This window comes from Streptomyces sp. NBC_00568 (assembly GCF_026341855.1).
Lineage (GTDB): Bacteria > Actinomycetota > Actinomycetes > Streptomycetales > Streptomycetaceae > Streptomyces.
The window spans coordinates 2,908,175-2,935,150 of the sequence record NZ_JAPENW010000001.1 but is presented as its reverse complement, the minus strand read 5'-3'; the positions used below and the strand labels follow the sequence as shown (position 1 = coordinate 2,935,150).

The following is a 26,976-nucleotide window of genomic DNA, read 5'->3' as shown; positions in this document are numbered from 1 at the left end:
CCGATTCTCCGCCGGGCCCGGGGATATCTGCTTCGGCCGATACAGAATTTGGTGCGCGGGTCCGCGAGGTTTTGTTATTCCCCACGCCGGGGTGAGATAGTGCGCCCCCTTCGAGGCTCGTAGCGTGCTAGTGTCGATTTCAGTTGCAGTTGTGGTTCCCAAAGTTTTTCCGGTGCATTCCGGTTGGGGCAATCATTGCGGCGACGCAGGTCCACACAGTGTGGACCTTCGAGCTTTGCCCCGAAGGAGATTTGACATGGCTACTGGCACCGTGAAGTGGTTCAACGCGGAAAAGGGCTTCGGCTTCATCGAGCAGGACGGCGGCGGCGCTGACGTCTTCGCCCACTACTCCAACATCGCCACCTCTGGCTTCCGTGAGCTCCAGGAAGGCCAGAAGGTGACCTTCGACGTCACGCAGGGCCAGAAGGGCCCGCAGGCGGAGAACATCGTCCCCGCCTAGTCCGGGACACCGGGTGGCCGGGGTTCGCACCGCAAGGTGTGGACCCCGGCCATCTGTTTTTTCGCGGTCATTGAATATGTGATGAACTTTTCGGCGCCCCGTGCCCACTTTCCGTGGCGCCAAACTCAGCTCTTCGGTTCGACCGCACCGAATCGAGCGATGCCCGCCGACCGATGGCGATCGTGACGGTCGTCGAGGGCGATGCCCGCCCATGCCGATGCAGATGTAGATGCGCATGCGGATGGCGATGTCATGTCGCTGTCGATGGTGACGGACCTTGTCGACCGTGAGGTGACGGTGACGGCGATGGCGTGAGCCCGCTACACCGCGAGGACCGCGCGGACGGTCTTGCCGCCGAGGCTCGTGCTGACGACCTCCAGGCTGTGGGCGAGCTGCTGGACCATCGCCAGGCCCCGGCCGCTCTCCGATTCCGCGTCCAGGAAGCCGACCTGCGGCCGTCCGGGACTGTCGTCGCGGACCTCGACCGTCACGTGACCGTGCCCCAGTTGCAGGCGCAGCCTGCAGCCGCTGCGGCCGTGCCGCACCGCGTTGGCGACGAGCTCGGAGGCGATCAGTGTGGCGTCGTCCACCTGGTCGGCGGTCGGCGACGCGAGCCGTGGTCGAGGTCGGGTCAGAAACGCCGTGGTCAGCTTGCGGGCCCTGCCCGCCGAGACGGCCGTACGCGGCAGTGTGTACTCCACGCGGGCGGTCGGCCGGACGGTGCGCTGGTGCGCACGCATGACTGACACCTCTCTTCCCCCTCCAGGACAACCAGCACCCGGCCGACGGCTCCGTCCCCGTCGACAGGGACCCCGCGCGAGTCGGTGCGCGGCCGGTCCTGCCCTCGGGTGATGCCCCTCCCGGGCGATCCGCAACCAACGACCTACGTCACAAAGCCGCCACACGTCCGCGTGAGGGCCCGTCAGCGCCCCGAGTCCAGCAGGTGGAAGTCGTCGTAGTCGAACCCGGGCGCCACCACGCAACTGACCAGAACCTCCTGGTCGCCGGCCGGTCGGGCGGCCTGCCAGACGCCGCCGGGGACGAGGGCCTGGGGGCGTTCCCCGGCCTCGACACGAGGACCGAGGCGGACGACTTTCGGGGTGGACTGGGGGGAGTTCCCGTCGCCGCCGAGCAGCAGGTCGAGGGGGCCGCCGCGGTGCCACAGCCAGAGTTCGTCGGAGCGGACGGTGTGCCAGGCGGAGGTGTCGCCGGGGGTGAGGAGGAAGTAGATGGCGGAGGCGGCGGCACGGGGGCCGGGGTAGCCGTCGGGGTGGAAGGCCTGCGGCGCGGTCCAGGTCTCGACGAACCAGCCTCCCTCCGGGTGGGGTTGCATGTTCAGAGCGGCGGCCAGTTCCGGAATCCCGGTCTCAGGAGAAGTCACCCCCTGCCTGTATCACGCGGGTTGAGAGGGGTTCAACCAACACCCGGTGGACACCCGGGTGAGTCTGGAAGGGTGTGGGCCATGGTGACCCTTCACAGAAAGCTGCTCGGTCTGCTTCCCCGCCTCGGAGTGCGGGTGCTGGATCTCGGTGCGGGTGCCGCGGTGGTCTACCGGCGCGGTGTACGCAGACGCGTCGCGCTCGGCCAGGGCGCGGATCTGGTGCTGAGCGGACGGACCGCTGCCTTCCGGCATGTGCCGCTCGGAGACACCGGCGCCCGGCTGCTGCTCGACGAGAAGGGGACGGCGGCCGACGAACGCAAGTTCCAGCTGGCGGCCGCGGCCCATCTCTGCGGCCAGCACGTCACCGCCCTGCTCGACCGGTACGCGGTGAACTGCGTCTTCGACGTGGGTGCCAACTCCGGCCAGTACGGGCGCCAGTTGCGCCGCTTCGGCTATACCGGCCGGATCGTCTCCTTCGAGCCGACCACGGACGCCTTCGCCAAGCTCAAGCAGGCGGCCGAGGGCGATCCCGAGTGGCAGGTGCACCAGGTCGGTCTCGGCCGGGAGGACGCCACCCGGTCGATCCATGTCGGCTGGAACAGCATGAACTCCCTTCTCCCGCCGAGCGATTACGGCAAGGGGCGCTACAAGCGCTTCGCCAGGACCCGTACCGAGGACATCGAGGTCCGCCGTCTCGACGGGATGATGGACAAGGCGCTCGCCGGGATCACCGACCCCCGCCCCTATCTGAAGATGGACACCCAGGGCTACGACCTCGAGGTGTTCGCGGGCGCCGGAGACCGTGTCGCGGAGTTCGTCGGGATGCAGTCGGAGGTCGCGACACTGCGGCTGTACGAGGGCAGCCCCCGGATGAGCGAGGCCGTCGCGGTGTACGAGGAGAACGGGTTCGAGATCTCCGGCATGTACCCGGTGACGCGGGAGCCGGCGACCGGGCGGGTGGTGGAGTTCGACTGCGTGATGGTCCGCGCGGCGGCCGTCCCGCCCGGCTCGTCCTGGGAGTAGTTCCGGGGGCCTGTGGTCCGGGGGCCCGTGGTCCGTCGGCCGGGGGCGGGGATCTGGGGGTCCGTCGGTCCGGCGGTGCCGGGGACGGGGGGCTAGGCCGGATAGGCGTGTGTCTGGGTGGCCTTCACCGTCGCCCAGACGGCAGCGCCCGGACGCAGGTCGAGTTCCGCCGCGGCGACCGTCGTCAGGTCGGCGGCGAGCGGGAGTTCGCCGGTGAGGTCCGCGCGGATCTGGTCGCCTTGGGTCTCCAGACCGCCCACGCGGCACTGCCACAGGTTGCGGGCGCTGGAACCGGTGGGGCGGTCGCGGTGGAGCGTGACGGCGCTCGGCGGGAACGCCACGAAGACGGGTCCGTCGAGCCGCTCGGTCGTGGTGATCGCCGGGCCCGCCTCCAGCCGTACGGTGTGGCCTTCGGCCTCGCCCCGGTAGAGGTTGAGGCCGACCAGCTGGGCGATGTAGTCGGTGCGCGGGCGGCGGGCGATGTCCGAGGGGCTGCCCTCCTGGACGATCCGGCCGTGCTCGACGACCACGAGCCGGTCGGCCAGCACCATGGCGTCCAGCGGGTCGTGCGTCACGAGGACGGCGACGGCCTCGAAGTCGGCCAGGTGGTGCCGGAGCTGGGCGCGCACGTCCAGCCGGGTGCGGGCGTCCAGTGCGGCGAGGGGTTCGTCGAGCAGCAGCAGCCGGGGGTGGGTGGCGAGGGCGCGGGCGACGGCGACCCGTTGCGCCTGACCTCCGGACAGCCGGCGCGGTTTGGCCCCGGCGTGCTCGGCGAGGCCCATGCGCTCCAGCCACGTGGCGGCCTGCGCCCGCGCCTCGGCCTTCGGCACGCCCTGACAGCGCGGCCCGAAGGCGACGTTGTCGAGTGCGGAGAGGTGCGGGAAGAGCAGGTAGTCCTGGAAGACCACGCCGACGGGGCGGGACTCGGGCGGAGTGGCGTCCAGAGAGGCGCCGTCCAGCCGCATCCGGCCGCCCTCGGACAGGGGGGTGAGCCCGGCCAGCGCCCGCAGTGCGGTGGTCTTGCCCGCGCCGTTCGGCCCGAGCAGCGCGACGACGTCACCGGGGGCGGCGGCGAGCTCGATGTCGAGGTGGAACGAGCCGCGCCGGACGACGAGACGGGCGTCCAGGCCCTTGTCGGACGGTGCTGCCGTGGCCGCCGGGGTCGCGTCCGCCATCACACGATCACCTCACCCTCGTCGCCAGTCACCCTCGCCCGGACGTCCGCCATCCTCGTCCGGACGTCCGCCACCCTCGTCCGGACCTCCGTCATGATCGTATGGCTGTCCGTCATGACGCCGCCGTCATCCAGCGGTCCCGCAGTCCGGCGAGCACCGCGATCGACACCACGAGCAGGACGAGACTCAGCGCGATCGCGGCGTCGGGGTCGCTCTGCAGGGCCAGGTAGACGGCGAGCGGCATGGTCTGGGTGCGGCCCGGGAAGTTGCCCGCGAAGGTGATCGTCGCGCCGAACTCGCCTAGCGCGCGGGCCCAGGCCAGTACGGAACCGGCGGCGATGCCCGGCGCGATGAGGGGCAGGGTGACCCGGCGGAACGCGGTGAAGCGGGAGGCGCCGAGGGTCATGGCGGCCTCCTCGTAGCGCGGGTCGGCGGCCCGCAGGGTGCCTTCCACGCTGATCACCAGGAAGGGCATCGCCACGAAGGCCTCGGCCACGACCACCCCGGCCGTGGTGAAGGGCAGCGTGATCCCGAACCACGAGTCCAGCAGCTGCCCGACGACGCCGTTGCGGCCGAGGGCCAGCAGCAGCGCCACACCGCCCACCACCGGAGGCAGGACGAGCGGCAGCGTGACCAGGGCCCGGACGAGCCCGCGCCCGGGGAAGTCCGTACGCGCCAGCAGCCAGGCGAGCGGCACACCGAGCACCAGGCACACCGCGGTGGCCGCCGTTGCCGAGAACAGGGAGAGCTGGAGGGCCTGCCAGACCTCGGGCTTGGCCAACTGCTCCGGCAGGCTGCGCCAGGGCGCCCGGACGAGCAGCGCGACCAGCGGGAGCAGCAGGAAGATGAGCCCGACGAGGGCCGGCAGCAGGAGCGGAAGCGGCGCCCCGCCCCGCATCCGGCCGCCCGGCCGTACCCGTGTCCGGCCGCGTCCGCGCCGCGGCCCACCCATCAGGGTGTCGGCCGGGGCGTCGGACTTGTCGAACGCGGTCACGGGATCACTCATGGCTTCAGGAGACGGGATTCGGGGCGTCGGCTTCAAGGGCCGGCCGGCACGAGGTGTGTGCCGGGCCGTGGGCGCCGGGAACCGGCTGCCGGGCGGCGGATGTCAGGAGCCGGATGTCAGGAGGCGAATGTCAGGAGGCGGGCTGGAGGAATCCGGCCGACGTCAGCACCTTCTGGCCCTCCGGGGACCGCACCAGCTCGATGAACGCCTTGGCCGCGGCCGCGTTGCGCGCGTCCTTGAGCAGGGCGATCGGGTAGTCGTTGATGGCGTCGGCCGACTCGGGGAACTCCACGCCCTCCACCTTGTCACCCGCGGCCTTCACGTCGGTCTTGTACACGACCGCCGCGTCGGCCTCCTTCAGCTCCACCTTGGTCAGGGCGCTCTTGACGTCCTGCTCGTAGGAGACGGGGGTGAGCTTCAGCTTGCTCGCGTCCAGGGCCTTCTGCGCGGCGGCGCCGCACGGCACCGTCTTGTCGCACAGGACGACCTTGAGGCCGGACTTGGTGAGGTCCTTCAGGGAGGCGATCTTGTCCGGGTTGCCGGGCAGGGTGGCGATCTCCAGCTGGTTGCGCACGAACGTGGCGGGGGCGGTCGCCGCGTCGTCCTTGCCGGTCACGATCGCCATCGTCTTGGGGCTGGCCGCCGCGAACACGTCCGCCGGGGCGCCGCCCGTGATGCTCGCGGCGAGGGTGTCGCTGCCGCCGAAGTTGAAGGTGACCTTGGTGCCGGGGTGGGCCTTCTCGAAGTCCTGGCCGAGCGTCGTGAAGCTCTCCTTGAGGGAGGCGGCGGCGAAGACGGTCACCGTGCCGGAGAGCTTCGCCGAGGACGACGACTTCGGCGTGCCCGAGGAGTCGGACGTGTCGTCGGAGGAGGAGCAGGCGCTCAGGGCCAGCAGCGCGGCGGCACCGACGCCGGCCACCTGCAGGGTCCGGGTGGTGCGGCGGGTCCGGCGCGCGGATCGGGTCATCACGGATCTACTCCCTCGGAAACTCTGAAGCCCGCTGAAGCCTCCGTCGTGCTCTTCAGTCATGGGCTCTCGTCCTGCGTACGCCGATCATACTTCCGCATATGCGAGCCGAAAGTCCGCTGTTGTATCGCATGAGCTGTGCGTACGGGCTTGGGATGTCCGCATGTGCGTTTGTACGGGACCGCCTGCCGGGTACGGTCTTCCGGGAGGTGCTGCCCAGTGAGCCAGTCCCTGACACAGCCGACGCCACCGGCTCCCCCGCTCGCGGAGCTCGCCCTGACCGGCGACCTCGCCCGGCCGGCCCGGCTGACCGTGCCCGACCTGTTCGCCTGGCCCCAGCGCCGGGTCCGGGTCAGCTTCGAGTGCGCCACGAGCGGCGTACGGCACCACGGTTTCCAGGGCCCGCTGCTGCACGATGTGCTGCGGGACGCCGGACCCCGGTTCGATCCGGCCCGCCGCAAGGACCGGCTGCGCTTCCTCATCGCGGTGGCGGGCGCGGACGGCCATCACGCCCTGCTCACCTGGGCCGAGATCGACCCCGACTTCGCGGACGCTCCGGTGCTGCTCGCGGTCGGCATCGACGGCACCCCGCTGGACCGGGCGGGCCCGCAGCTGGTCCTCCCGCAGGACCGGTGCGGGGCCCGGCACATCAGCGGCATCAACGCCATCCGGGTGGACGGCCGTTACCCGTCCTGGTCCGCCGAAGGTCCGAGCTGACCCTCCGCGCCGACCCGGCGAGTGCCCGCCCGGCGAGGCGCCGGCCGGTGCGGTGCGGGCCGGCCGGTGCGGGGCGTGCGAGGGGCCGTGACAGGGCGCCCGGTGTCTGCGAGCCTGGCCCGCCGACGGGAGGTGGCGCGTGCTGCTGCGTCAGCTGGAGTATCTGGTCGCGCTCGCCCGGGAGCGGCACTTCGCGCGGGCGGCGGCGGCCTGCTTCGTGTCGCAGCCCTCGCTGTCCGCCGCGATCCGCCGCCTCGAACACGAGCTGGACGTGCCGATCGTGCGGCGCGGCAGACGGTACGAGGGGCTGACCCCGGAGGGCGAGGTCGTGCTGGTCTGGGCGCACCGCATCCTCGCCGAGCGGGACGCCCTGCGCCAGGAGCTGTCGGCGCTGCGCGGCGGCCTGACCGGCACGCTGCGGCTGGGTGTCGTGCCCACCGCGCTGCCCGCCGCGTCCCTGCTCACCACCCCGTTCTGCGAGCGCCACACACGGGCCCGGGTCAGCCTGGAGTCGCTGTCTTCGGCGCAGATCACCCATGGGCTCGCCGAGTTCGAGCTGGACGCGGCGATGACGTATCTCGACGACGACGAGCTGCGCCACGTACGGCGCTTCCCGCTGTACGAGGAGCGGTATGTGCTCCTCACCCCGGTGGACGGTCCGCTGGCCACCGCGGTGACCGCCCGCTGGGCACAGGCGGCCGCCCTTCCCCTGTGCCTGCTGAGCCCGCGGATGCGCAACCGCCGGATCATCGACGAGTGCTTCGCCGCGGACGGCGCGCGGGCGGCTCCGGCCATCGAGTCGGACACCGTCGCGGGGCTGTACGCGCAGCTTCCCGGGGGCCGTTGGTCGAGCGTGATCTCGCACGCCTGGCTGCATATGTTCGGGGTGCCGGAGGGGATGCGGGTGGTGCCGCTGGAGGGTCCGGCGCACGGGCCCCGGGTCGGCATCGTGGTCGCGCGGCACGAGCCCGAATCGGTGCTGGCGCAGGCGCTGCTGGCGGTGGCGCGGGAGGCGGGGGTGCGCGACGCGCTGGACGCGCTGCTGAAGGAGCATCTGGCGGAGGGGAGTTCATAGCCTCCGGCTATCGGCACATAGCAACATTCGCTTTGACCAGTGCATTTGGCTCCGAGGATGGTGAAAGCACCTTACGGACAACGGAGTTGAGGAGAGCCGCGACATGGCCAAGGTGCTCTGCGTGCTGTACGACGACCCGGCCGACGGATATCCGACGACGTACGCCCGGGACGACCTCCCCGTCATCGACCACTACCCCGGCGGTCAGACGGCGCCCACCCCGAAGGGGACCGACTTCACCCCCGGGCAGCTGCTCGGCAGCGTGACCGGAGAACTCGGCCTGCGCCGCTTCCTGGAGGAGCGCGGCCACACCGTCGTCGTGACCTCCGACAAGGACGGCGCCGGATCGGTCTTCGACCGTGAGCTGCCGGACGCGGACGTCGTGATCTCGCAGCCGTTCTGGCCCGCGTACCTCACCCCCGAGCGCATCGCCGCCGCCAAGAACCTGAAACTGGCGGTCACGGCCGGCATCGGCTCCGACCACGTCGACCTGGACGCGGCCATCGAGCACGGTGTGACCGTCGCCGAGGTGACGTACTGCAACAGCATCAGCGTCGCCGAACACGTGGTGATGACGACGCTCTCGCTCGTCCGCAACTACCTGCCCTCGCACCGGGTGGTGCTCGACGGAGGCTGGGACATCGCGGACTGCGTGGCCCGTTCGTACGACCTGGAGGGGATGCACGTCGGCACGGTCGCCGCCGGGCGGATCGGTCTCGCGGTGCTGCGGCGGCTCGCGCCCTTCGACGTGAAGCTCCACTACACGGACCGGCACCGGCTGCCGGAGGCCGTCGAGCGGGAGCTCGGGCTCACCTTCCACCCGACCGCCGCCGACATGGCCCCGCACTGCGACGTCGTCACCGTCAACGCGCCGCTGCACCCCGAGACCGAGGGCCTGTTCAGTGACGAGCTGCTCGCCACGATGAAGCGCGGGGCCTACCTCATCAACACGGCGCGGGCCCGGATCGTGGACCGGGACGCGGTCGAACGAGCCCTGTTCAGCGGGCAGTTGGCGGGGTACGGGGGTGACGTCTGGTATCCGCAGCCGGCGCCCGCCGACCACCCCTGGCGCAGCATGCCGCACCACGGGATGACCCCGCACATCTCCGGTTCCTCGCTCTCCGCGCAGGCTCGCTACGCGGCGGGCACCCGGGAGATCCTGGAGTGCTGGCTGGACGGCACCCCGATCCGCGACGAGTACCTGATCGTCGACGGGGGCGCGCTGGCGGGGACGGGAGCCCACTCGTACTCGACGACGGTCTCCTGAACCCGGCCGACGACGGTCTCGTGAACCCGGCTGACGGCGGTCTCGTGAACCGGCCGGCGACGGTCGCCGGAACCCGGCCGCCGACGGTCTGCGGAACCCGGCCGTTCCTCAGGTGCGGTCGATGTGGACGTTGGTCGACTTGACCCTGGCCGTGGCCTCCATGCCGACCTCCAGGCCCAGTTCCTCGACGGCCTCCCGGGTCAGCAGGGAGACCAGCCGGTGGGGTCCCGCCTGGATCTCCACCTGGGCCGCGACATCGCCGAGCTTGACGGCGGTGACGATGCCGGGGAAGGCGTTGCGGACGGACGTGTAGGACGTGACGCCCTCCTCGCCGCCGGTTCCGGCCAGTTCCACCGAGAAGGCGGCGAGATCGCGCCCGTCGATGAGCCGCCGTCCGCCCTCGTCCCGGTGCGTGGTCACCCGCCCGGCGTCCGCCCAGCGCCGGGCGGTGTCGGGGCTCACCCCGAGGAGCCGGGCGGCCTGGCCGATGGTGTAGGACTGCATACGCGCGACGATAGGCAGGCGGTCCTCGCACCTGCAAGCCGAGCCCCGGGAGGGCGCCGGCCACCCCGGGCAGGGCGAAGGGCCCTGCCCCGGACCGTCGCCGCCGTCAGTCGAGCCTCGGCTGCCCCGTGCGCTCGACCAGGATGTGCTTCGCCCAGAACTTCCCGAAGGCCTTCTTGAGTACCGGCTCGGCCGTCGCCCGGTCGTCGACGCCGAAGACCACATGGCCACTGCCGTCGAGGCCCACCGTGTACAGCTCGAACCGGCCGTCCCAGCGGTCCATCTCGTCGCCGACCCGGTCGACCATGGCGTGGAGCTGCCGCCGGGTGACGTCCGAGTCGTGGATCCGCACCTTCACCCCCTTCTCCGCGTGGCCGCAGATGTCCGCGTCGAACGCCTTGGACGGGATGCGGTACACGGTCAGGGAGTTCCCGCGCTCGTCGACCGACACGCTGGTGAAGACGCTCTTGTGGCGTGTCCCGCCCCTCTTGTCGGTGTAGATCGCCAGCCGGAGCGCCGACGAGGTCTCCCTGCCGGGCAGGCTGTGCGCCGACTGGGTGCCGGCGCACACGGTCGTGTGCTCCGCGACGGGCGTCTCCTCGCCTCCCGCGTCGGCGCTCGACCCCTGAACCGCCAGGAGCGCCACGGCAGTTGCCGCCACGCCGCCGCCGGTCGCCCTGATCCTGCTTCGCTTGTCCATGTCGTCCTCCCCGTCCGCCATCCGGTGGTACGGGGACGCGTCAGAGGCCGCATAGGTTCAGCGGGAACCGCACGGCCGATCCGCCCCTCCTACCAGTCGTACGCTCCCGGACGGCTCGGAGAGGAGCCTCTGTTGGCCCGTCAGCTGTCCCGCCGCAGATTCATCGTCCACACGCTGGCGGCGTCCACCTTGACCGTCGCCGCGCCGCTCGGCTGCGACGCCTCCCCCGCGGAGGGTGCCGAGTCCGCCGCGGGACCCTCCGACGTCCTGGTGACCGGCGCCGACGACGAGATGCTGGTCCTGGAGGTCACCGCGGCCAACAAGGTCGTCGTCCGGCTGCCGCGGGTCGAGGTCGGCCAGGGCATCACCACCGCGGTCGCCATGATGATCGCCGAGGAGCTGGACGCCCGGCTCGCCGATGTCGAGATCCCGCTCGCCGAGGCCCGGAGGAGCGGCAACCAGTTCACCGGCGGGTCGAACTCGGTCGGTTCGCTGTACGGGCCCGCCCGCGCGCTGGCCGCCACCGCGCGCGCCAAGCTGGTGACCGCCGCCTCCCGGCGCTGGCACATACCCCCGAAGAGGCTGCGCACGCGGGACACCATGGTCGTCGCGCCCGACGGCCGTACCGCCACGTTCGGATCGCTGACCGCGGCAGCCGCCCGGATCCACCGGCCCGCCGTGTCCACCGACCCCAAGCCGGCCTCCCGGCACCGGGTGATCGGGCGGCCGACCTCCCGGATCGACGCGCGGGACATCGTCACCGGCAGGGCGAAGTACACCGGCGACCTGGCTGTGGCCGGGGCGAAGCCGACCGTGGTGGCCCGGCCGCCGACGCTCGGCGGGAAGGTCCGCTCGCTCGACGACCGGGCGGCCCGCGCGCTGCCCGGCGTCCACGCGGTCGTCAGGATCGAGGGAGGTGTCGCCGTCGTGGCGGACACCTTCCACCACGCCTTCAAGGCCCGGGACGCCCTGCGGATCACCTGGTCCCCCGGCCCGCTCGCGGCCCTGTCCGACGCGGCGGTACGAGCCCGGCTGCGGGCCGCGGTCCCGCCGCTCGGCACTCCGCTGCTCGGCACCCGGCAGGTGGGCGGCGAGTTCGAGTTCGCGTTCGTCGGGCACGCCCCGATGGAGGTGCTGACCGCGGTCGCGGACGTACGGGCGCACAGTGCCGAGATCTGGTTCTCCTCCCAGACGCCGATGGACGCGCGCGACACGATCGCCTCGGTGACCGGGCTGCCCGCCTCGAAGGTCCGGGTCCATGTCCTGCGCGGCGGAGGGTCGTTCGGGCGGCGGCTCACCTACGACGCCGCCGTCGAGGCCGCCCTCGTCTCGAAGGCGGCCCGCCGTCCGGTGAAGCTGATGTGGAGCCGCGACGACGACATGCGGCACGGCCGGATGCGCCCGGCCAGCCACCACCGCATCCGGGCCAGCCACGCGGCCGGCCGGGTGGTGGCGTTCACGCACATGACGGCGTCGGTGAGCGAGTCGTACGAGAAGCCGGGCGTCACCGCGCAGGGCGGTGTCACGACCACGGGCGCCCGGGCCGGCGGCCCGCTGCCCAGCGACAGCGGGCTCTACAACTTCGGCCGTGTCTCCGGCGATTCGGGATCGGTGGGCCTCGCCATGCCGCTGGGCGCCTGGCGTTCCGTGGACTCCGGGACCATGCGCACCGCGGAGGAGATCGTCGTCGACGACATCGCCCGGAGCCTCGGCCGGGACCCGGTGGCGTTCCGGCGGACCACGCTGCGCGGCAAGGCGGTCAGGGCCGTGCTCGACCGGGTGGCGGACGCCGGACGCTGGGGCCGGACCATGCCGGACGGGCACGCGCAGGGCGTGGCCGTGCACGAGGAGTACGGCTCCTGCGTGGCCTGTCTGGTCGAGATCGACGCCGTCGACCCGAAGAACCCGCGGGTCACCAAGGTCGTGATGGCCGCCGACGTCGGAACGGCCGTCAACCCGCGCGGACTCGAGGCCCAGCTCATGGGCACCGCGATCGACGGCATCTCCACCGTGCTCACGGCCGGCCTGCACCTCGACGCGGGCGCCGTCCGCGAGGGCAGCTTCGCCGACTTCCACTGGGCCCGTCAGCGGCACGCCCCGCTGCACTTCGAGGCGCACATCGTGCCCTCCGGAGGAGACCCCGGAGGGGCCGGTGAACTCGGTGTCCCGGCGGCGGCCGGCGCGGTGGCCAACGCCTACGCCCGTGCGACGGGGACCCGCCCCCGCCGCTTCCCGATCAACTTCTGAGATCGCCCTCCGACCTCTCCGACCCCTCCGCTGCTTCCGACCCCCTTCCGACCCGTTCCGAGACCTCCGTCCGACCCCGTTCCGAGACCCGTTAGAGGTGCAGGTACCGATGCCGCTCCGGAGGCAGTGCTGATGCCGTCCTACTCCTTCGTCCTCAACGGGAAGCAGGTCACCGTGGAGGCACCGGCGGACATGCCCCTGCTGTGGGTGCTGCGCGATCTGCTGGACGTGACCGGGCCCAAGTACGGCTGCGGTGTCGGTGTCTGCCGGGCCTGCACCAGCCATCTGGACGGCGCGGAGATCCAGCCCTGTGTCGTCCCGATCGCGGACTGCGTGGACCGCGAGGTCACCACCATCGAGGGCCTCGCCGACGGCGACCGTCTGCACCCCGTCCAGCAGGCCTGGCTCGACTGCGACGTCTCCCAGTGCGGCTTCTGCCAGCCCGGCCAGATCATGGCCGCCGCGGCCCTGCTCAAGAAGACGGCGGACCCCACGGACGCGGACATCGACCGCATCGAGAACGTGTGCCGCTGCGGCACGTACTCCCGTATCCGCGAGGCGATCAAAAAGGCTTCCGCGCAAGGCGGTTGAGGGGTTCGCGCGCAGCCCGAAGCGGGGGATCGCGGCAGTATGCGGATCACGGCCGTACGCGGGGTCACGGCCGTACGCGGGTCACGGCCGTACGGCGACGGCCGCGATCCCGCGGGGTGGGGCCGTGCCGGGGTCAGCCGCCGTGGCCCCCGGCGGCCGCGTAGGCGCGCAGGAAGAGCGCCTCGACCTGCGCCATGTGCTCGATCTCGGCCGGGTCGACGCTCTCGTTGGGCGCGTGGATGAGGCAGCGGGGTTCCTCCACGCCCATGAGGACGATCTCGGCGCGCGGGTAGGTCTCGGCGAGGACGTTGCACAGCGGGATGGAGCCGCCCTGGCCGAGGAAGGCCATCGGCTTGCCGTAGACCTCGCTCATCGCGCGGCCGAGGGCACTGTAGGCGGGGCCGTCGGTGGCCGCCCGGAAGGGGGCGCCGGCGCTCTCGTCCTCGACGGTGACCCGCGCTCCCCAGGGCGCGGCCCCGGTGAGGTGCCGCGTGAGGGCCGCACGGGCCGCCACCGGGTCCGTGCCGGGCGGGACGCGCAGGCTCACCCGGGCCCGTGCGGTGGCCGGGACGGCGGCGGCTGAGCCGACCACGGGAGGGCAGTCGATGCCGAGGACGGTGACGGCGGGGCGGGCCCACAGCCGGTCGGCGACCGTGCCGGTTCCGGTGAGCCGGACGCCGTCCAGCACCCCGGCGTCCGCGCGGAACTGCTCCTCGTCGTAGCCGACACCCTCCCAACCTCCTTCGCAGTCCAGGTCGTTGACGCGGGTGGCGCCGGTGACCGGGTCGCGCAGGGTGGCGAGGATCTGGATCAGCGCGGCGAGCGCGTCCGGGGCGGGGCCGCCGAACATGCCCGAGTGCACCTCTCCGGCCAGCGTGTCGACGGTGACGACGACATTGGCGAGGCCGCGCAGGGTGATGGTGGCGGTGCCCGTGCCGACCTCCGCGTTGCCGGTGTCGCACACCAGCAGCGCGTCGGCCAGGAACTGTTCCGGGTGCTGGGCCACGTACTGCTCCAGACCGCCCGTGCCCTGCTCCTCCGATCCCTCGGCGACGAACTTCAGGCCGACCGGGATCTCGTCGCCGAGCGCCCGCAGAGCGGTCAGGTGCATCACGATGTTGCCCTTGCAGTCCGCGGTGCCGCGCCCGTACCAGCGGCCGTCGCGCTCGGTGAGGGTGAAGGGCGGGGTGGTCCAGGCGGCGTCGTCCAGCGGCGGCTGCACGTCGTAGTGGCAGTAGAGCAGGACGGTGGGGGCGCCGGGCGGCGGCGGGCGGTGGCCGATGACGGCGTGGCTCCCGTCGGGCGTCTCGGCGAGGTGGACGTCGCGCAGCCCCGCCTCGGTGAAGGCGTCGGCCACCCACTGCGCGGCCCGGTGGCATTCCTCGGGCGGGTACTGGCGCGGGTCGGCCACGGACGGGATGGCGACCAGCTCGGCCAGGTCCGTCTTGGCGCGCCCCATCAACGCGGCGACCTTCGCGGCGAGTTCGGACACGGTCACCGCCTCACCGTGTCGTCGGTCTTCAGGTCGTCGAGCTTGTCCTGGATCTTGTCCAGCTTCTCCGGGCAGTAGATCTTCAGGATCGTGGCCTCCGCCTTGAGGGCCCTGCCGTCGCCGATGACGGGCCGCTGGCCGACGAACGCGGCCCCGTTCGACACGTTGATCTTCCACAGGGCCGACTTGAGGGCGCTGGCGGGGTCGTCGCAGACCAGGCCGCCGTCGGTGCCCAGGAGGCCCGCGATCAGGTCGGTGTCGGGGCGGGGAAGGCCGGCCGCCTCGGCGGCGTCGGCGAGTTCGTTGGCCTTGCTCACGGCCTTGCTGTTCGCCGTGATGGTCGCGTAGCGCACGAGTCCGATCACGACGAACGTGAGCAGCACGACGATCGCGCCGATGTAGATCCACTTGTGCTCGGATGCGAACCGGGTGGGACTCATGCGCCCGCCTCCTCCTCGCGCGCGGCTTCCGTCTGCCAGCTGGGCTTGCGGAACTTCAGGAAGGCCCATGGGATCAGCAGGCCGAGGATGCCCAGACCGCTGCCGATGATGACGACGTACACCAGCACGCTGCCGCCGCCGAACTGCGAGGGCGGTACGAAACCGATGATCATGGCCGCGGCCGAGGCCAGCAGACCGACGACGCACATCACGTTGAGGGCGGGGACGCGGTAGCCGCGCGGGTGGTCGGGCTGGTTCTTCCGCAGGCGCATCGCCGCGACGAACATCAGCAGATAGACGATGAGATACACCTGCGTGGTGATCGTCGAGAAAATCCAGTACACGTTGGAGACGTTCGGGATGAACGCGTAGGCCAGCGCGATCACCGTGGTCACGACACCCTGGGTCACGAGGATGTTCTGCTGGACGCCGAACCGGTTCAACTGCTGCAGGAAAGGCGGCAGATAGCCCTCGCTGCGGGAGATCTCCAGCAGACCCTTGGACGGTCCGGCGAGCCAGGTGAGCATGCCGGCCAGCGACGCGGAGATCAGCATGACCGCCGCGATCGGTGTCATCCAGCCGATGTCGAAGTACGAGAAGAACGCGTCGAACGCCTGCATCACACCGGCGGTGAGGCTGGTCTGGTTGGCGGGCACCACCCAGCTGATGGCCAGCGCGGGCAGGATGAAGATCATCAGTACCAGGCCCATGGCCAGGAACATCGACTTCGGGTACTCCTTCGCCGGGTTCTTCAGCGACGACACATGGACGGCGTTCATCTCCATGCCGGAGTACGAGAGGAAGTTGTTGACGATCAGCACGAGGCTGGCCAGTCCGGCCCACTGCGGCAGCAGGTGGCTGGCGGTCATCGGCGCGGCCGAGGGGTTGCCCTGGGCCAGGAAGACCATGCCGAGCACGACGAGGATCGTGCCGGGCACGAGGGTGCCGATGACCAGGCCCCAACTGGACAGTCCCGCCAGGGCCTTGGTGCCGCGGGAGGAGACCCAGACGCCGGTCCAGTACAGGACCATGATCACGATCGCGGTGTAGAGGCCGCTGGAGGCGAGGGCCGGATCGATGACGTACGCGAGGGTGCTCGCCACGAAGGCCAGCAGGCTCGGGTAGTAGAAGATCGTCATCGCGAACTGGCACCACACGGCGAGGAAGCCGAGCGGCTTGGACAGGCCCTCGCTCACCCAGCGGTAGACGCCGCCGTTCCAGCCGGAGGCGAGCTCCGCGGAGACCAGGGCGGTCGGCAGCAGGAACACGATCGCCGGGACCAGGTAGAGGAACACGCAGGCCAGCCCGTACACCGCCATGGTGGGAGCGGCCCGCAGACTCGCCACCGACGCCGTCGTCATCAGCGCCAGCGTCAGCCAGGTGAGTCTCGGCGCCGCCGGGATCACGGCCGGCGCGGTCCGTGCCGCCGGCCGTGGCGCGTCCGCGGGCATGTCCATCGAGCTCATCGGACCCCTCCCTGTTCATGGGTCGAAAGCGATGAGCCAAGCCTTCGGGCGGGTGAGCGTCGGCGCGCGGCGGGTCAGCCGTCCGGGTGAGCCGGGGCGCGCGGCGGGTGAGCCGTCCGGGTGAGCCGGGGCGCGCGGCCGGTGAGCCGTCCGGGTGAGTGACGGCGCGTGGCGCTGAGCGAGCTCCCTTCCGCTTCCCCCGGCCTGGGTGCGGCGGGTGAGCGGGTTCCGTCCCGTTCCTTCGGCTCGGGTGCGGACCAGGTCGGCGGGCTCCCTCCGCTCCCTCCGGCTCGGGTACGGCGGGTGGGCGGGCTCTCTTCCGTGCCCTTCGTCTCTCCGCTCCTCACCCGTTCGGACCGCTTCGCTCGCCGTGGGAGCGGAGTGCCCGGCACGCTGGTGGTGGCCCCCGCGCGGCCGTCCCGGCGGGTGTCGGGACAGGCGTCCAGGGCAGTCGAGGGGAGGCGGCCGATGAAGCCGGACACGGTGGCCGCCCCGGACGAAGTCGCCGCGTTCCTCACCCGGTTGACCGGGCTGATGCTGCGATCCAGCGGCGAGGGCGCCGTCCTCATCGAACGCACCGTCCGGGACACCGCACGCGCGCTGGGCGCCGATGCCTCCGTCCTCCTCGTACCGGACGGCGCGGCGCTGACCGTCCACACCCGCGGCCACACCCCCCGGACGGTGACCCTGCGGGGCTTCCCCGAGGTCTTCCGGCTCGATCAGGTGGTCGCCGTCAAACCCCTCGTCCAGGATGTGCGGGCGGGGCGGATCGGCGTGGCGGAGGCGGACCGGCGGCTGGCCGCGATCGAGGCGTCCCCGCCGCCCTATCCGTGGTGGCTCAAGCTGCTGGGCATCGTGCTCTTCACGCTGGGTTTCGCGCCGTTGATGCAGGCCACGTGGTACGAGGTGGGCGCCACCGCGGTCCTCGGCACCGTCGCCGCCGCACTGGCCGTCGCGGCGGACCGGGTCCCCCGGTTCGGCACGGTGCTCCCGCTGGTCGTGTCGACGGCCGTCTCCGTGGTCACCGTCGAGGTGTTCGCCCGCGACACGGCGCACGGCGGTCCCGTCCTGCTGATGCTGCCCGCGCTCTTCTTCTTCGTCCCCGGCGACTATCTGAGCGCTGCGGCGGCCGAACTCGCCGCCGGCTACATCACCACCGGCGCCATCCGTCTCGTCTACGCGGCCTTCCTCCTCGTCCAGCTCTACGTCGGCGTCCTGCTGGGCCTGTATCTCACGGGCACCTCCACTCGCGCCCTCTTCGACATCGCCGCCGCGTCCGATCTGCCGCGCTGGGCCCTCTTCCTGAGCTGGATCGTCTTCACCGTCGGCACGCTGCTGGCGTTCGCCATCCCCTTCCGGCTGCTGCTGCCCCTGCTCGTCCTGGTGTACGTGACCGTGGGCGTGCAGTCCCTGGCCACCAAGGCGATCGGAGAGACCGGCGGAACGTTCGTCGCGGCAGCCGTCCTGGCCGCCGTCGCGACCCGGCTGACGCTCCGGCCGGACCAGCCACCCCGGCTCGTGCTGCTCCTGCCCGGCTTCTTCACCCTCACCGTCGGCTCCCTCGGCATGCGGGGCCTGACCACCCTGGCCGGCGGCTATGTCATCGAGGGCTTCCACGACCTGCTGAAACTCGTCACGATCGTCACCGCCATCGCCGTCGGCCTGGTCTTCGGAGCGACCCTCGCCCAGCCGGCGGGGGCACGGCCGGCTCGACCCTCGACTTCGTCGACGTGAGCAGGCGATCGGCCGCGGGCCGGCCCGGAGCGCCCGGGGCCGGCCCCACGCTCACCAGCCCGTCAGCAGAAGGTGGTTGAGGAGCAGGGCCAGCGTGGCCTGGGCGACGAGCCAGGCGCGCGGCCGGGGAAGGAACGCCGCCGCCGGGAGCATCCACAGCGCGAACGGCAGCCAGATGCGTTCGGTCTCCGCCTTGCTCATGCCGGAGAGATCGGCAACGAGCAGGGCGAGCAGGGCCGCGATGACGAGGACGGCGAGCCGGGGGGCGGTGCCGAGGCCGGGGTGAAGGGCGGGGCGAACGCCTGCGTCGGCCACGCCGGAATCCGGCTCCGCGCCCGGCTCCGCGCCCGGCTCCGCGCCCGGCTCCGCGCCCGGCTCCGCGCCCGGCTCCGCGCCCGGCTCCGCGCCCGGCTCCGTGCCGGGGAGGAGTTCCTGCGCGGTGCCGGGAGGGTGTTCGCGCTCGGTCCCGGGAAGGTGTTCCCGCGCGGTGCGACTCCGGGGGGCGAGGCCCGCCCCGATGCGCAGGACCGCCGCCCCCGCCCTCCGCAGTCCCGCCACGGTCGCCGGTCCCACGATCAGCACCGTGCAGGCGAGATTCGCCCACACCCAGTAGCCGTACGGCCGGATCCCGCCCGCCCCTTCGTAGTAGCGGGTGACCAACACGCGATAGGCCTCCCACCAGTTGAAGCCGAGCAGCGTGAACACCACCGGTACGACGGTGAGTCCGGCCAGGACGTACGGCAGCGGGCGGAGCCGGGACCGGCGTCCGAGCGGCAGAACGGCGCCGGCGATCACGGCGATCAGGGTCAGCCCGTACGAGAGATACGCGGTGAGGCCGAGGAGGAGCCCGGAGGCGAGGCCGGTCGTCCGCGGCCGGTGTCCCGTGACCGCGAGGGCCAGCAGGGCGAGGGCCCAGGCGGCGACCGCCGCGAAGTAGCCGTCCGCGGAGGTGCCCATCCACACGGCCGCCGGGGCGAGGACGAGGAAGGGCGCGGTGCGTCGGGCCAGGGCCTCCCCGGCGAGCACGCGCACGGTGACGAGCACCGCCACCGCCGCCGTCGCCCCGACGGTGACGCACCACACGCCCGCCCAGGCCCCGCCGCCCAGCCCGATCCGGTCGAGGAGGACGAAGGTGAGGGTGGCCGCCGGCGGATGTCCGGCGATGTGCGGGGGCCAGTGGTCGGGGGAGTGCAACAGGATGTGGTGGGTGAAGTCCCGCAGGGCGGCCGGGATGTCATGGAAGCGATCGACCGGGGAGATGACCTGGAGATACTCGTAGCGCGTGGTGAGACGCCGGGCCACGCCCCGTTCCCAGCCGTCGATCAGCGCGAGCGAGAACGTCCACACCGTCGCCGTGCCCCATACGGCGGGCAGCAGCCGTCGCCAGGACAGCCGGGCGGCGAGGAGCGGCCCGTACGCCACGACGGCGACGGCCACGGCGATCGCGGCCGCGGTGCCGGGCCCGACATGCGGCCCCCAGTGCCCGTACAGCGGCGCGGCGCTGACGAACAGGGTGCCGTCCCGGTGCTCGATGGCATAGCCGACGACCGCCGCCGTCAGGACGAGCAGCGCGGCGGCCAGGGCCGCGGACTGGTCGCGGCGGATGTCCCGGTGCCGGTCGCCCAGCAGCGCGCGGGAAAGGTCCGGGGAACGGGCCTGGGAGCGGGCCCGGGAAAGGATCTTCGACAGGGCCCGGGAGGAAGCCCCCGGTAGGCCCTGAGAAGGAGCCCGGGACGGGGCCCGGGAAGGAGCCCGGGCCCCGTCCCGGGGAGAGTCTCTGGGGTGCTCGCGAGGCAGATCGCGGGGGAGATCGCGGTTCACCCTCGCACGCTAGGCCGGGGGGCTCGGGCAGGAGCCGCCACTGAGGTGGACGTCAGAGTTTCGTCATGGTTTGAGAACCCGTTCGGGGGGTGCCCCCGGCCTACGGTCGGGGCATGCCACGGTCTCCCTCCTCACCCGCGTTCTGGCGCAGCCCGCTGCGCGGCCCCTGGTTCACCTCCGTGCTCGGTGTCGTGCTGCTCGTCGGGATCACGGTGCTGTTCGTGACCGGGCTCCTGTCGTACGCCGCCTACAACCCGAACCTCTCGCCGGTGAACGACAAGACCCCCGACAAGGGGCTTCTCGGGTTCTACCTCTTCTCCTGGCCTACCGATCCGCCCTGGCTGTACCGCCTCACCCAGGGTGTCCACGTCACGCTCGGCCTCGCGCTGATCCCCGTCCTGCTGGCCAAGCTGTGGTCGGTCGTGCCGAAGCTGTTCGCGCTGCCGCCGGCCCGCTCGCTCGCGCACGCCCTGGAACGGCTCTCGCTGCTGCTGCTGGTCGGGGGCGCCCTCTTCGAGTTCGTCACCGGCGTGCTCAACATCCAGCTCGACTACATCTTCCCCGGCTCCTTCTACACGCTGCACTTCTACGGAGCCTGGGTGTTCATCGCGGCCTTCGTGACGCACGCGGTCCTGCGGGTGCCGACGGCCCTGCGCAATCTGCGCCACGTCCGCCGTCCGAGCCCGCCGCCGGGTGAGGCGGGCCGGCTGCCCGGCGAGGGGGAACCGGCCCGACCCGAGGACGAGTCGGTGTCCCCGGACCCGCTGCCGCCCACCGTCTCGCGGCGCGGGGCCCTCGCCTTCGTCGGAGGAGGATCCCTGCTCCTGGCCGCCACCTCGGCGGGCCGGAGCTTCGACGGGCCGCTGCGGGAGACGGCGCTGCTGACCCCGCACGGCGGCGCCGAACCGGGTTCGGGACCCGCCGGCTTCCAGATCAACAAGACGGCCGCCTCACGCGGCATCACCGCCACGGAGACGAGCGACGAGGCCTGGCGCCTGGTCGTCACGGGGAAGGGGCGGACGGTCCGGCTGAGCCGCACCGAACTGCGCCGACTGCCCCTTCACAGCTCGGCGTTGCCCATCGCCTGCGTCGAGGGCTGGTCGACGTCCGACCAGTGGTGGCGGGGGGTACGGCTGCGGGACCTGGCGGGGCTCGTCGGATACGAGGAGGACGCGGCCCCCGATGTGCTCGTCGAGTCCTTGCAGCGGCACGGGGCGTTCCGGATGGCCGCCCTGCGCGACAACCAGGTGCGTGATCCGCGTTCGCTGCTCGCCCTGTTCGTCAACGGCGAGGCCCTGACCCCCGATCACGGCTACCCGGCGCGGGTCATCGTCCCCGCCGCGCCCGGCGTGCTGAACACCAAGTGGGTGGCCCGGATGACGTTCGGAGATCTGTGATGCGACGAAATGGACGGCGACACCGGACCGGGACGCGGCGGCCGGCGTCCCGGCGGCGCCTCGGCCGGGACCTGATCGGCAGCCCCTTCCAACTCCTGCTGCTGGCCTGCACGTTCGCGCTCGCCGCCTACGCGGGGGTGCGGCTGCTCGCGGACGACTGGTTCGGGGTGGCGCTCTGGTTCGTGGGCGCGGCGGTGCTGCACGACCTGGTGCTGGTGCCGCTGTACGCCGGCGCGGACCGGGCCGTCGCGGTGTCGCTGGACGCGGCCGGCCACCGGGACCGGACGGTCTACGTCCGGGTGCCGGCGGCCCTCTCCGGCCTCCTGCTGCTGGTGTGGTTCCCGCTGATCAGCGGACAGGTGGCCGACCACTACCGGTCGGCCGCCGCCCTGCCCGGCGACACGTTCCTGGCCCGCTGGCTGCTGATCACGGCGGTGCTGTTCGCCGGGTCCGCGCTGGTGCTCCTGCTGCGGTCCCTCCGGGCGTCCCGTCCCGGGCCGTTGCGCAGGGCCACGAAGGAACGTCCGCCCGCCGCCCACTGAGCGTCCGCGCGCCATCCGGCGCGCGCCGCGTGCCGGAGCAGGGCCGGGGTGCCGAGCCGGGCCCACGGGAAGGCGGCCCGGTCGGCCGACGGGCCCTGGGCGTCGGCCTCGTGGCCGGCCTCGGCCGCGCGGTCGTCGTCGGTGTGCGCGGCGCGGACGATGCGGACGTCGACGCGCTCGTCGACGTCCGCGCCCGCGACGGTCTCGGCGATCAGCAGACCGCCCGGGGCGAGGAGCTGGGCCGTGCGGCGGAGAAGGGCGGCGGGGTCGCCGCCGATGCCGATGTTGCCGTCGACGAGGAGGGCGGTGCCCCAGCGGCCCTCACCGGGGAGCGGCTCGAAGACCGACCGGTGCAGCGCCTGCCCGCCGAGTCGCAGGGTGCGGGCGACGGCGGCCTCGCTGACGTCGATGCCGAGTGCGGGCCGTCCTCGCGCGGCGAGTTCCGCCACCAGCCGTCCCGGTCCGCATCCCACGTCGAGCACGGCGCCCTCGCAGTACGCGAGCACCTGCAGGTCCACCGCGTCGGCGTGTGCGCACCAGCGCTCCACCTCCAGGGGGAGCAGCCAGCCGTCCGTCCGCCGCAGAAACAGCGGCCCCCGCCCGGCGCCCAGCGCGTCGGCGTAGGGATCGGCGGACCAGGACCGCGCACCGCCCCCGGCAGGCACGGTCGCCCCACGCGCGACCGCCGGCTCGCCCCTTGCCCCGGCCCCGCTCCCGCTTCCGGCCGCGTCCCCGTTTCCGGCTCCGCTCCCGCCTCCGGTTCCGCTCCCGCCTCCGGTTCCGCTCCCGCCTCCGGCCGCGCTTCCGGTCCCGCTCCCGCTCCCGTTTCCGGCCCTGCCTCCGGCCGCGCCCCAGCTTCCGCCCCCGCTCTCGGCTCCGACTCCGGTGCGGGTCCCGCCCCCGGTCACCGGTTCGGTTCCGGTCCTGGCCCTCGTCTCCGTCCCGGACCCGGTCCTGGTCCCCGTCTCTGCCCCGGTCCCGGTCCCGGTCCTCGTCCTGTTCGCTGCCGCGGCCCTCGCGGTAAGCACGGGACTCCGTGCATCGGTCACCCCTCGTGGGGCCGTCCCGGGTGTGCCGCTCATCGCCCGCCACCCCGCCGCCCGGCGACCGGGCCGGTGCCGAGTCCGGCGGCCTGCGCGGCGTTGAGTCCGGCGGTGAATCCGGAGGTCTGCCCGGCCGTCGGTCTCGAGGTGGGTCCCGCGGCTTCTTCGGGGGCCTGACCCGGGACGGGCCCGGTCGCCTCGCCCTCGGACGGCCGGGGAGTTCGGACGGCACCCGGTCCCGCCGTCGCCCCGAGCCGTCCCAGCTCCGCCGCGAAGAACCCCTCGGGCGCGGTCACCGCGACCGCCGTCGCGTCCGCGGCCGTGTCGACGTCCCGCAGACGGGGCAGATCCCGTACCCGCAGCCCGGCCCCGACGAGGCGTTCCCGCTGCACGGCACCCGTCGTGTGGGTGGACATCGGGACGCCCCGCAGCAGCCCCGGGTCGGGTTCGGCGAGGCCCAGAGCCCAGAAGCCGCCGTCCTCGGCCGGTCCGAAGTACGCCTCGCAGTCCGCGAAGTCCACCGTGAGGAGGGCGGGCGTCACCTGGGGCGTGTCCATGCCGATGAGCAGCGCGGGCCCGTCACAGCCCGCGAACGCCGCGGCCAGCCGCTCGTCCAGCGTGCCGGCGCACTGTCGTACGACGTCGAAGCCGGCCGGAAGCCAGGGGCCGGGCGCCCCGTCGAGCACGAGGACCCGGCGCCGCGCGGGCGCCGCCGCCACCGTGCGCAGGGTGTCCACGAGGGCCGCCTCGGCGAGCGTCGCCGCCTCCTGGGGAGTGAACGGCGGCGTGAGCCGGGTCTTCACCCGCCCCGGCCGCGGTTCCTTGGCGATGACGAGCAGGGTGACGCTCACTGGACGGATCCTCCTCGGGACGGGGGCTGGGCCGTGGCTTGGCCCTGGGGCTGGGCCGCTGTCCCGTCCCGTGCTCCGGAGGGCGTGGGCGGTTCGGCCAGGACGCGGCGCATGTCCCGTACCGCCTGCCATGTGCCGCGCCAGGTGCCGGTGACCTTGGAGACGCCGGTGCGCGGCAGATAGGGCACGTCGTGCTCGGCGACGCGCCAGCCCGCGTCGGCGGCGCGGACGACCATCTGGAGCGGATAGCCGCTGCGACGGTCGGTGAGCCCGAGGCCGAGCAGCGCCTCGCGGCGGGCCGCGCGCAGCGGCCCGAGGTCGTGCAGGCGCAGGCCGGTGCGGCGCCGGAGCATCCGGGCCAGCGCGATGTTGCCCGCACGGGCGTGCGCGGGCCAGGCGCCGTGCCCGCTCGGCCGGCGCCGGCCGAGCACGAGGTCGGCCTCGCCGGCCCGGACCTCGTCGACGAACGGCAGGAGCAGCGCCGGGTCGAGGGAGCCGTCGCAGTCGCAGAAGCAGACGATGTCCGCGGTGGCGGCGGTCAGCCCGGCGTGGCAGGCGGCGCCGAACCCGCGCCGTTCCTCGCGCACGACGGTCGCGCCGAGCCCGCGGGCCAGTTCCGCGGAGCCGTCCGTGGAGCCGTTGTCCACGACCAGCGCGCGCCAGCCGGGCGGGATCCGGGAGAGCACCCAGGGCAGGGCGCCGGCCTCGTTCAGACAGGGGAGGACCAGGTCGACGTCCGGGTCCGCTACGGGAGAGGTGGTCACGGGCTTCACCCTACGAACGCGAAAGGGATATACCGGACTTCATGTCCTTACGAAACTCGGACGTCGGTGCCGACGAGCCGCGCCGGACCGGGCCGGGTGGGACGCTGGGCGCATGCATCAGCCGCACGAATCCCCAGGTGCCGGACCTGCCCCGAGCGTGAACGGGGGGCCGGGATCCGCCGCGGGTCCACACCCGGGGGCCGCGTCCGACCCTGACGCGCGGACCGTGTCGAATCCCGACCCGAGGCCGGCCTCGAACCCACACTCAGGGACGGCGCCCGACCTCCACTCCGGGACGGCCCCGAACTCTCACTCAGGGACGGCGCCCGACCTCCACTCCGGGACGGCCCCGAACCCTCACCCGAGGACGGCGCCAGACCTCCGCCCCGGGACGGCGTCGAACCCTCACCCAGGGACTGCCGGGAGCACTCACGGGGTGGCCTCCGTGCTCGCTCACGCGGAGGCCACCCGGGTCCTCGTCGTGGACGACGACCCGACCGTGGCCGAGGTCGTCTCCGGATACCTCGACCGCGCCGGGTATCTCGTCGACCGCGCCGCGGACGGCCCCGCCGCGCTCGGCCGTGCCGCCTCGCACCGGCCCGACCTGGTCGTTCTCGACCTGATGCTGCCGGGCATGGACGGCCTGGAGGTGTGCCGCCGGCTGCGCGCCGACGGCCCCGTGCCGGTCATCATGCTCACCGCGCGCGGCGACGAGGACGACCGGATCCTCGGCCTGGAGGTCGGCGCCGACGACTACGTCACCAAGCCGTTCAGCCCGCGCGAACTGGTCCTGCGCGTCGAGTCCGTCCTGCGCAGGACCCGGCCCGCCGCCACTGCGCGCCCGCTCCACGCCGCCGGTCTCACCGTCGACCCGTCGGCCCGCCGTGCGACCAAGGACGGCGCCGAACTCGCCCTCACCCTGCGCGAGTTCGATCTCCTCGCCTTCTTCCTCCGGCACCCCGGCCGGGCGTACGCCCGCGAGGACCTGATGCGTGAGGTGTGGGGCTGGGACTTCGGCGACCTGTCGACGGTCACCGTCCACGTACGCCGGCTGCGCGGCAAGGTCGAGGACGACCCGGCCCGGCCCCGGCTGATCCAGACCGTGTGGGGAGTGGGCTATCGCTTCGACGACACGGAGACGGCGTCCCGCCCCGCCGCCGGACCCGCCCACCCCGCGCCCGAGGAGAAGGCCCGCCCGTGAACGACATCCTGGTCATGGCCCTGTTCGCCTTCCTGGGCGCCGCCGCGGCCGGGCTGCTCGGGGCGGGCGCGCTCCGGCTGCTCCGGCGCCGCTCGCTCACCGCCTCCCTCGCGGTCGTCGCCGCCGTGGCCGTCTGCGCGATGCTCGCGGGCACGCTGGCGGTGGCGTGGGCGATGTTCCTGTCCCCGCACGACCTGAGCGTGGTCACGACGGTCGTCGCCATGGCGGCCGTCGTCTCGCTGGCCACCGCGCTCCTGCTGGGCCGCTGGGTCGTGGCCGGCAGCAGGGCGCTGACCCTCGCCGCCCGGTCCTTCGGTGACGGCGGCGACTTCGCGGCTCCCGAAGGCCCGGCGACCGCCGAACTCTCCGCGCTGAGCCGTGAGTTGGCGATCACCAGCCGCAAGCTGGCCGAGTCCCGCGACCGCGAGCGTGCGCTGGAGAGCTCGCGCCGCGAACTCGTGGCCTGGATCTCGCACGATCTGCGCACCCCGCTCGCCGGGCTGCGCGCGATGTCCGAGGCCCTGGAGGACGGTGTGGCGGCCGACCCGGACCGCTACCTGCGCCAGATCCGTACGGAGGTGGAACGCCTCAACGACATGGTCGGTGACCTCTTCGAGCTCTCCCGCATCCACGCGGGCGCCCTCGCCCTGTCCCCGTCCCGTGTCTCCGTGTACGACCTCGTCGGCGACGCCCTCGCGGGAGCCGATCCGCTGGCGCGCGAGCACGGGGTCCGTCTGATCGGCGACCGCGTCGAGCAGGTGCCCGTCGAGGTGGACGGCAAGGAGATGAGCCGTGTGCTCGGCAATCTCCTCGTCAACGCCATCCGCCGTACGCCCGCCGACGGCACGGTCGCGGTCGCCGCGGAACGCTCGGACTTCGGTGTCGTCCTGTCCGTCACCGACGGCTGCGGAGGCATTCCGGAGGAGGACCTTCCGCGTGTCTTCGACACCGGCTGGCGCGGCACCCACGCCCGCACGCCACCCGCCGGAGCGGGGCTCGGCCTCGCCATCGTCCGTGGCATCGTCGAGGCCCACCAGGGCAGGGCCGCCGTCCACAACGTCCCCGGCGGCTGCCGCTTCGAGGTCACCCTCCCGATGCCGAGAGTGTGAGAC

General features: G+C 72.9%; 24 protein-coding genes and 1 pseudogene. 11 read left to right on the top strand and 14 right to left on the bottom strand.

Annotated elements, in window-relative coordinates:
* Positions 1-256: 256 nt before the first annotated feature.
* Positions 257-460 carry a cold-shock protein gene (locus tag OOK38_RS12710; protein WP_020871138.1) on the top strand — a complete coding sequence of 68 codons (204 nt, stop codon included), beginning with the start codon at positions 257-259 and terminating at the stop codon, positions 458-460.
* A 320-nt stretch (positions 461-780) separates the two neighbouring features.
* Here OOK38_RS12710 and OOK38_RS12705 read toward each other — a convergent pair whose 3' ends face one another.
* Both OOK38_RS12705 and OOK38_RS12700 read right to left on the bottom strand, forming a co-directional pair.
* On the bottom strand, positions 781-1,200 hold the full coding sequence (locus tag OOK38_RS12705) for an ATP-binding protein (protein ID WP_266760782.1): 420 nt from the start codon (positions 1,198-1,200) through the stop codon (positions 781-783).
* Positions 1,201-1,382: 182 nt separating this feature from the next.
* Complete coding sequence (locus OOK38_RS12700) at positions 1,383-1,841, bottom strand: cupin domain-containing protein (RefSeq protein WP_266760784.1); 459 nt, start codon at positions 1,839-1,841, stop codon at positions 1,383-1,385.
* An 81-nt stretch (positions 1,842-1,922) separates the two neighbouring features.
* Between OOK38_RS12700 and OOK38_RS12695 the strand changes: the two genes are divergently transcribed.
* Entirely contained in the window at positions 1,923-2,864 is a 942-nt protein-coding gene (locus tag OOK38_RS12695) for an FkbM family methyltransferase (protein ID WP_266848410.1), read from the top strand.
* Positions 2,865-2,956: 92 nt separating this feature from the next.
* On the opposite strand, the gene OOK38_RS12690 is transcribed toward OOK38_RS12695, so the two are convergent.
* The 3 genes from OOK38_RS12690 to modA all read right to left on the bottom strand — a co-directional run bounded on the left by OOK38_RS12690 (position 2,957) and on the right by modA (position 6,012).
* Positions 2,957-4,039: an ABC transporter ATP-binding protein gene (locus OOK38_RS12690; protein WP_266760787.1), complete on the bottom strand. Its 1,083-nt coding sequence runs from the start codon at positions 4,037-4,039 to the stop codon at positions 2,957-2,959.
* 112 nt (positions 4,040-4,151) lie between these two features.
* On the bottom strand, positions 4,152-5,045 hold the full coding sequence (locus OOK38_RS12685) for an ABC transporter permease (RefSeq protein WP_266760789.1): 894 nt from the start codon (positions 5,043-5,045) through the stop codon (positions 4,152-4,154).
* 130 nt (positions 5,046-5,175) lie between these two features.
* Positions 5,176-6,012, bottom strand: coding sequence for a molybdate ABC transporter substrate-binding protein (gene modA, locus OOK38_RS12680; protein ID WP_266760790.1), 837 nt, complete (start codon positions 6,010-6,012; stop codon positions 5,176-5,178).
* Positions 6,013-6,231: 219 nt separating this feature from the next.
* On the opposite strand from modA, the gene OOK38_RS12675 reads away from it, so the two are divergent.
* The 3 genes from OOK38_RS12675 (at position 6,232) to OOK38_RS12665 (ending at position 9,071) form a co-directional block, all read left to right on the top strand.
* Positions 6,232-6,729, top strand: coding sequence for a molybdopterin-dependent oxidoreductase (locus OOK38_RS12675; RefSeq protein WP_266760792.1), 498 nt, complete (start codon positions 6,232-6,234; stop codon positions 6,727-6,729).
* A 139-nt stretch (positions 6,730-6,868) separates the two neighbouring features.
* On the top strand, positions 6,869-7,804 hold the full coding sequence (locus OOK38_RS12670; RefSeq protein ID WP_266760794.1) for a LysR family transcriptional regulator: 936 nt from the start codon (positions 6,869-6,871) through the stop codon (positions 7,802-7,804).
* 103 nt (positions 7,805-7,907) lie between these two features.
* A complete protein-coding gene (locus OOK38_RS12665) occupies positions 7,908-9,071 on the top strand; it encodes an NAD-dependent formate dehydrogenase (RefSeq protein ID WP_266760796.1) in 1,164 nt (387 codons plus the stop codon).
* 108 nt (positions 9,072-9,179) lie between these two features.
* Here the strand turns inward: OOK38_RS12665 and OOK38_RS12660 are convergent, their stop codons facing one another.
* Positions 9,180-9,575 (bottom strand): molybdopterin-binding protein, encoded by a 396-nt coding sequence (locus OOK38_RS12660; protein ID WP_266760798.1) that lies wholly within the window; start codon positions 9,573-9,575, stop codon positions 9,180-9,182.
* 106 nt (positions 9,576-9,681) lie between these two features.
* Positions 9,682-10,275: a hypothetical protein gene (locus OOK38_RS12655; protein WP_266760800.1), complete on the bottom strand. Its 594-nt coding sequence runs from the start codon at positions 10,273-10,275 to the stop codon at positions 9,682-9,684.
* Between the two features lie 162 nt (positions 10,276-10,437).
* Between OOK38_RS12655 and OOK38_RS12650 the strand changes: the two genes are divergently transcribed.
* Both OOK38_RS12650 and OOK38_RS12645 read left to right on the top strand, forming a co-directional pair.
* Entirely contained in the window at positions 10,438-12,522 is a 2,085-nt protein-coding gene (locus OOK38_RS12650; RefSeq protein WP_266765776.1) for a xanthine dehydrogenase family protein molybdopterin-binding subunit, read from the top strand.
* Positions 12,523-12,654: 132 nt separating this feature from the next.
* Positions 12,655-13,113 carry a (2Fe-2S)-binding protein gene (locus OOK38_RS12645; RefSeq protein WP_266760802.1) on the top strand — a complete coding sequence of 153 codons (459 nt, stop codon included), beginning with the start codon at positions 12,655-12,657 and terminating at the stop codon, positions 13,111-13,113.
* Positions 13,114-13,246: 133 nt separating this feature from the next.
* On the opposite strand, the gene OOK38_RS12640 is transcribed toward OOK38_RS12645, so the two are convergent.
* The 3 genes from OOK38_RS12640 to OOK38_RS12630 are packed head-to-tail and all read right to left on the bottom strand — an operon-like array spanning position 13,247 to position 16,511.
* A complete protein-coding gene (locus OOK38_RS12640) occupies positions 13,247-14,611 on the bottom strand; it encodes a dipeptidase (RefSeq protein ID WP_266760804.1) in 1,365 nt (454 codons plus the stop codon).
* Complete coding sequence (locus OOK38_RS12635; RefSeq protein ID WP_266760805.1) at positions 14,608-15,045, bottom strand: hypothetical protein; 438 nt, start codon at positions 15,043-15,045, stop codon at positions 14,608-14,610. Before OOK38_RS12635 ends, OOK38_RS12640 begins: the two co-directional genes overlap by 4 nt.
* Entirely contained in the window at positions 15,042-16,511 is a 1,470-nt protein-coding gene (locus tag OOK38_RS12630) for an APC family permease (protein WP_266760807.1), read from the bottom strand. Before OOK38_RS12630 ends, OOK38_RS12635 begins: the two co-directional genes overlap by 4 nt.
* A 468-nt stretch (positions 16,512-16,979) precedes the next feature.
* On the opposite strand from OOK38_RS12630, the gene OOK38_RS12625 reads away from it, so the two are divergent.
* Positions 16,980-18,245, top strand: coding sequence for a threonine/serine exporter family protein (locus tag OOK38_RS12625; protein ID WP_266760809.1), 1,266 nt, complete (start codon positions 16,980-16,982; stop codon positions 18,243-18,245).
* Between the two features lie 51 nt (positions 18,246-18,296).
* On the opposite strand, the gene OOK38_RS12620 is transcribed toward OOK38_RS12625, so the two are convergent.
* Entirely contained in the window at positions 18,297-19,874 is a 1,578-nt protein-coding gene (locus OOK38_RS12620) for a hypothetical protein (RefSeq protein ID WP_266849333.1), read from the bottom strand.
* 305 nt (positions 19,875-20,179) lie between these two features.
* On the opposite strand from OOK38_RS12620, the gene OOK38_RS12615 reads away from it, so the two are divergent.
* Positions 20,180-21,463 carry a molybdopterin-dependent oxidoreductase gene (locus OOK38_RS12615; protein ID WP_266760811.1) on the top strand — a complete coding sequence of 428 codons (1,284 nt, stop codon included), beginning with the start codon at positions 20,180-20,182 and terminating at the stop codon, positions 21,461-21,463.
* Between the two features lie 370 nt (positions 21,464-21,833).
* On the opposite strand, the gene OOK38_RS34510 is transcribed toward OOK38_RS12615, so the two are convergent.
* The 3 genes and pseudogenes from OOK38_RS34510 to OOK38_RS12595 all read right to left on the bottom strand — a co-directional run bounded on the left by OOK38_RS34510 (position 21,834) and on the right by OOK38_RS12595 (position 24,672).
* Positions 21,834-22,670, bottom strand: coding sequence for a methyltransferase domain-containing protein (locus tag OOK38_RS34510; RefSeq protein ID WP_323178800.1), 837 nt, complete (start codon positions 22,668-22,670; stop codon positions 21,834-21,836).
* 623 nt (positions 22,671-23,293) lie between these two features.
* Positions 23,294-23,899 (bottom strand): annotated as a pseudogene (locus OOK38_RS12600) (DUF2064 domain-containing protein); the annotation flags it as partial.
* A complete protein-coding gene (locus tag OOK38_RS12595; protein ID WP_266760813.1) occupies positions 23,896-24,672 on the bottom strand; it encodes a glycosyltransferase family 2 protein in 777 nt (258 codons plus the stop codon). The pseudogene OOK38_RS12600 and the gene OOK38_RS12595, both read right to left, overlap by 4 nt.
* A 436-nt stretch (positions 24,673-25,108) precedes the next feature.
* Here OOK38_RS12595 and OOK38_RS12590 point away from each other — a divergent pair, with 436 nt between their 5' ends.
* Positions 25,109-25,864 carry a response regulator transcription factor gene (locus tag OOK38_RS12590; RefSeq protein ID WP_266760815.1) on the top strand — a complete coding sequence of 252 codons (756 nt, stop codon included), beginning with the start codon at positions 25,109-25,111 and terminating at the stop codon, positions 25,862-25,864.
* On the top strand, positions 25,861-26,973 hold the full coding sequence (locus OOK38_RS12585) for a sensor histidine kinase KdpD (RefSeq protein WP_266760817.1): 1,113 nt from the start codon (positions 25,861-25,863) through the stop codon (positions 26,971-26,973). The genes OOK38_RS12590 and OOK38_RS12585 overlap by 4 nt, the downstream gene beginning before the upstream one ends.
* Positions 26,974-26,976 lie beyond the last annotated feature (3 nt).

Bases quoted from the DNA above. Each gene is read 5' to 3' on its own strand.
- OOK38_RS12710 (WP_020871138.1), top strand. From the start codon at position 257: ATGGCTACTGGCACCGTGAAGTGGTTCAACGCGGAAAAGGGCTTCGGC.
- OOK38_RS12705 (WP_266760782.1), bottom strand. From the start codon at position 1,200: ATGCGTGCGCACCAGCGCACCGTCCGGCCGACCGCCCGCGTGGAGTAC.
- OOK38_RS12695 (WP_266848410.1), top strand. From the start codon at position 1,923: ATGGTGACCCTTCACAGAAAGCTGCTCGGTCTGCTTCCCCGCCTCGGA.
- OOK38_RS12690 (WP_266760787.1), bottom strand. From the start codon at position 4,039: ATGGCGGACGCGACCCCGGCGGCCACGGCAGCACCGTCCGACAAGGGC.
- OOK38_RS12685 (WP_266760789.1), bottom strand. From the start codon at position 5,045: ATGAGTGATCCCGTGACCGCGTTCGACAAGTCCGACGCCCCGGCCGAC.
- modA (WP_266760790.1), bottom strand. From the start codon at position 6,012: ATGACCCGATCCGCGCGCCGGACCCGCCGCACCACCCGGACCCTGCAG.
- OOK38_RS12665 (WP_266760796.1), top strand. From the start codon at position 7,908: ATGGCCAAGGTGCTCTGCGTGCTGTACGACGACCCGGCCGACGGATAT.
- OOK38_RS12660 (WP_266760798.1), bottom strand. From the start codon at position 9,575: ATGCAGTCCTACACCATCGGCCAGGCCGCCCGGCTCCTCGGGGTGAGC.
- OOK38_RS12655 (WP_266760800.1), bottom strand. From the start codon at position 10,275: ATGGACAAGCGAAGCAGGATCAGGGCGACCGGCGGCGGCGTGGCGGCA.
- OOK38_RS12645 (WP_266760802.1), top strand. From the start codon at position 12,655: ATGCCGTCCTACTCCTTCGTCCTCAACGGGAAGCAGGTCACCGTGGAG.
- OOK38_RS12635 (WP_266760805.1), bottom strand. From the start codon at position 15,045: ATGAGTCCCACCCGGTTCGCATCCGAGCACAAGTGGATCTACATCGGC.
- OOK38_RS12630 (WP_266760807.1), bottom strand. From the start codon at position 16,511: ATGAGCTCGATGGACATGCCCGCGGACGCGCCACGGCCGGCGGCACGG.
- OOK38_RS12625 (WP_266760809.1), top strand. From the start codon at position 16,980: ATGAAGCCGGACACGGTGGCCGCCCCGGACGAAGTCGCCGCGTTCCTC.
- OOK38_RS12615 (WP_266760811.1), top strand. From the start codon at position 20,180: ATGCCACGGTCTCCCTCCTCACCCGCGTTCTGGCGCAGCCCGCTGCGC.